This window comes from Chamaesiphon sp. OTE_20_metabat_361 (genome assembly GCF_031364565.1).
Genome location: NZ_JANLWO010000153.1, coordinates 1 through 4,112, shown reverse-complemented (window position 1 = coordinate 4,112; position 4,112 = coordinate 1). Strand labels below are relative to the sequence as shown.

3 protein-coding genes and 2 pseudogenes are annotated in these 4,112 nt (G+C 47.6%); 3 read left to right on the top strand and 2 right to left on the bottom strand.

Going from position 1 to position 4,112, the window contains the following annotated elements; all coding sequences use genetic code 11:
* A pseudogene (locus RMO35_RS04255) lies at window positions 1–594 on the top strand (WD40 repeat domain-containing protein); the annotation flags it as partial.
* 317 nt (window positions 595–911) lie between these two features.
* Here the strand turns inward: RMO35_RS04255 and RMO35_RS04250 are convergent.
* Entirely contained in the window at window positions 912–1,607 is a 696-nt protein-coding gene (locus RMO35_RS04250) for an aldehyde oxygenase (deformylating) (RefSeq protein ID WP_309738775.1), read from the bottom strand.
* Window positions 1,608–1,777: 170 nt separating this feature from the next.
* On the opposite strand from RMO35_RS04250, the gene RMO35_RS04245 reads away from it, so the two are divergent.
* The gene (locus RMO35_RS04245; RefSeq protein WP_309738773.1) at window positions 1,778–2,614 is read left to right on the top strand and encodes a carbohydrate ABC transporter permease; all 837 of its coding nucleotides are present in this window, start codon (window positions 1,778–1,780) and stop codon (window positions 2,612–2,614) included.
* A 165-nt stretch (window positions 2,615–2,779) separates the two neighbouring features.
* Here RMO35_RS04245 and RMO35_RS04240 read toward each other — a convergent pair whose 3' ends face one another.
* Complete coding sequence (locus RMO35_RS04240; RefSeq protein WP_309738772.1) at window positions 2,780–3,418, bottom strand: histidine phosphatase family protein; 639 nt, start codon at window positions 3,416–3,418, stop codon at window positions 2,780–2,782.
* 443 nt (window positions 3,419–3,861) lie between these two features.
* On the opposite strand from RMO35_RS04240, the pseudogene RMO35_RS04235 reads away from it, so the two are divergent.
* Window positions 3,862–4,112, top strand: a pseudogene (locus tag RMO35_RS04235) (ribosome maturation factor RimP); the annotation flags it as partial.

Sequence of the window (4,112 nt, the reverse complement as noted above, 5' to 3'; positions counted from 1 at the left end):
GATCGCATCGGCGGTTTGGCTTATCATCCCGAGCTGGATCTGATTGCCAGCGCCAGTGAAGATCGGACTGTCAAAATTTGGAATATTCACGATAGCACGCCACTACATACTCTCTCCCAGCATACCAATCGCGCGATCGCGGTGGCTTTCGATCCGTGCGGGACGATTCTCGCTAGCGGCGGGATGGATCGGCAAATTCTATTATGGAATATCGAAACTGGGGAATTATGCCATACTCTCACCGGACATGAAGGCTGGATTTTATCCCTTGCTTACAGTCCCGATGGTAAGTGGTTGTATAGCGGTGCTTCCGATCGGACGGTGAAAGTCTGGTCGATGGAAACCGGACTGTGTACCGATACTTTTACCGGGCATCAGAGTTGGGTCTGGTGTATCGCCGTCAGCGGTTGCGGTCGATTTCTGGCTAGTGCCAGTGAAGATGAAACGATTCGACTGTGGGATCTAGCCGCTGGGAATCTGCTCTCGACCCGTCGCGCCGCTCGTCCCTATGAGGGAATGAAGATCGGTGGCGTGGAGGGCTTGACAAAAGCGCAAATTAATGAACTTAAAACACTCGGCGCACAGGATGGGTAGTGTTTTAGTGAATAGTGAATAGTGACTAGACTTCCTGCGAAAGTAAAAACAAAATCTTTGTTAGTATTGTCTTCGTCAATTAAGTAGGTAGGTGCAGTTATTTATAAAATAGATTATGCCTGAAACCTAGTTGGTGGGCATTGCCCACCCTACGGGATATCTAAGCCTGGTAAGGAATGAATCAGCTTAAGGAGAGTGATTGTGCTGGATTTATTTTCATGGACGGGAAACCCGTCCGAAGATGAATTCGCTTTTCAGGATGGGAATTTAAGCCCCATCCTAAAAACCCAATTATTAATTATTAATTACTAATTAATTTAAGCACCCATCAAACCGTAAGCAGACATCCGCATGATCTCGCCAGTGTTGAAGCCGATATTGTTGAGTGCTTCACCATAGGCGATCATAAAGTCTTCAATTAGGGCATCCTTTTCCATCCCCAGGACTTTGGCATCTTTGGCGACATCATTCAACATCTTCCACACCAATGGTAGATTTTGACGGTTTGCCGTTTGCAGTTCGGCTTTAGCCGCTTCAAAGTTGTCATGCAGCCACACTTCACCAAAATTGAGGTGCATGTACTCATCTTTAACTACCCCTTCGGTAATCTTACGGGCAAACGCATCGGCGACGGGAATGTAGATATTGTAAGCCGCGATCGCAAAACATTCGATAATCAGCGACTGAATCAATAGGCAGGTGACGACATTACCTTGACTGGCGGCTATTTGGAAATTTTCGTGCAACCGGGCAAAAAACTCTTTAGCAAATGCCAGATCTGGTGTTACTGATAGATTGCGAGCACAGGATTCAAAGCCTCTTTTGTGCCGCAGCTCCATCTTGGACAACTTAACCAGAGCGTCCTGAGAATCTGGCAACAGTCCACCTAATGTAATATAGTTTTCATGCGCTTCTTGTTCGCCTTCGATCACGATTGCATTAATCCGACTGTAAGCATCCTTGTAGGTTTCGCTGGTAAAGTCAAGTTCCAAACTGGCTGCAATCTGCACCATAAGTTCGATTTCTCCCGTGTATCCGAATAATATTTAATTTTACGTCAAGCCGATTGGTGGCTGCACCTTTACCGCGAACACATACAGTTATTGTAATGTTTTACTAGGTAATCTAAAGATTTATTGCTATCTTCAAACCCCACTATCTTAACCGATCGTAGACCAAAACCGTGCAAAAGTTATCCGATCCGAACTATTTTCGATGGTGGCAAATTTTTAACTGGCTGCTGCTCCTCGGCGGCGCTGGGCTAATTTTGGCACCCTTAGCTGTCGTCTTCGTAACTTCTATTACACCTGTCGGCGAGACAGCGACTGGCTTTAGCTTGCCGACACATATTACTTTCGCCAATTATCAGGCAGCCTGGAGTCAAGGTAATTTTATCCTCGCTTTTGCCAATTCTACTTTTGTCGCCTTGGCAGTGACAGCCGCGCAGATCTGCACATCGGCTTTAGCTGGCTACGCGTTAGCTCGACTCCAGTTTCGCGGACGGCAAGCTCTACTGCTCCTACTATTAGCGACGCTGGTGATTCCGTTTCAGCTATTAGTCATTCCCATTTTCTTGATTCTCAAATGGGGGCATCTACTCAATACATACAGCAGTCTCATTTTGCCCACCGCTGCTAGTGGTTTTGGGATCTTTTTGCTACGGCAATTTTTTATGACGATCCCAGTCGAACTCGAACAAGCAGCCATGTTAGATGGCGCGACGCGGTGGCAAGTGCTATGGCGGATTATGCTCCCGTTGTCGCGTCCCGCGCTGGTGACGCTATTCATGTTTACCTTTATCGGCGAGTGGAACGATCTATTTAAGCCGCTAATCTTTACTACCCGTCCCGAATTACGCACCGTGCAACTCGCTCTAGCTGAATTTCAAGAACAGTTCACCAATAGCTGGCAATTGCTAATGGCAGCGGTAGGGATTTCGACAGTACCGATCGTTTTACTATTTTTAGTCGGACAGAAACAGTTTATTCAAGGTGTTACTAGTACGGGGATTAAGGAGTAGGGAGGGAGTTGGGAGATGGGAGATGGGAGATGGGAGTTGGGAGTTGGGAGTTATTGATAAGGACGCAAGCGTCCAAAAATCTTTACCTATTACCTCTTACCTCTTACCTCTTACCTCTTACCTCTACTCCCTCCCAACTCCCATCTCCCAACTCCCATCTAAATCCTACGTTCCAGGCAAATTACGCAATCGATCGTTCAGATGCGATCGATCGGCGAGAATCTTTAGTAAGGGGCCATGCTTGCCAAATTCGACGATACTGATACTACTGACGGGCATCCCTAAGCGATAGCGAAACCGTCCCGCATCGATACCCAGGAGACTGCACAACAGAATCCGAATGGTTGCTTTGTGGGATACGACCAAAACGTTGCCAGTAGGGTGTTGTTGGCTGATTTCCTCGATTACGGCGAGGGCACGAGCGGCGATTGCCATTGCCGACTCGCCACCTGTGGGCGGATTCCAACCGGGATCTGCCAACCACCGGAGATAGTCATCGTGATACTCCGCATCGACAGTGGCGACATCTTTGCCTTCCCAGGCACCGTAATTGATTTCCTGCAATCCATCTCGTAACTCTAGCTTCATTTTCAGCGCATCAGCTAACGGTTCGGCGGTCAAAATCGCCCGCTCTCTCGGACTGCAATAGATCGCTGACCACGGAGTGCTAGCATAAGCTTTGGCAAATAATTCTGCCATTTCTTCACCATCGGGAGTCAGGGCTGGATCGATCGAGCCGCAGAATAAATTACCCCGACTGGAGGCAGTTTGTCCGTGCCGCAGAAAGTAAAGATTTAGAGTCATATAGTCATTAGGTGGTGAGATGGACGGAATCGACAATTTGCTCAGAGCAAAGGCTAAGTGTGGCAACTAGGTCGATCGCAGTTAAACTGCTCTGGTTGCAAGTATGCCAACATGTAATCTTTACTCTATCAGCTACCATATTACTCTCGAATGAAAACTCTGCTAAGATTGAGACAGGGACAAGCTGAGTAATTAGCTTGTCCCTATGCTTCTTGGAATAATAAATTACCAGGAGTGGGTCGAAACCCACTTTTTTTGTTGCTTGCGACAGATCGCCTCTTTGCGAGTTCTGTGGTCTTCTACCCGCAGTACAACAGCAGCATAGCAGCATCGATCGGCACAGTTCACAGACCGCTCGGTGATGGATCGAGATTGAAATTAGTTACTACAACTCTGTAACCGTTACCCTCAATAGCCACTAGTTTCTAGTCCTTGCTACATGTATGGCTCATCCCCTCATTCCCCAAATTACCGATATCGCTACCCCAATCGCCACAGAACTGGGACTTGAAGTAGTTGCGATCGTTTTTCATACCCACGAACGCCCACCAGCGCTCCGCATCGATATCCGCAACCCCAATGCAGATACGGGATTGCAAGATTGCGAACGCATGAGTCGCGCTCTCGAAGCCGCTTTAGATACTACAGAAGTTATTCCTTTTGCTTACTCGCTAGAAGTTTCTAGTCCGGGTAC

Excerpts from the sequence above, each read along its gene's own strand:
- RMO35_RS04240 (WP_309738772.1), bottom strand. The coding sequence starts at position 3,418 with ATGACTCTAAATCTTTACTTTCTGCGGCACGGACAAACTGCCTCCAGT.
- RMO35_RS04250 (WP_309738775.1), bottom strand. The coding sequence starts at position 1,607 with ATGGTGCAGATTGCAGCCAGTTTGGAACTTGACTTTACCAGCGAAACC.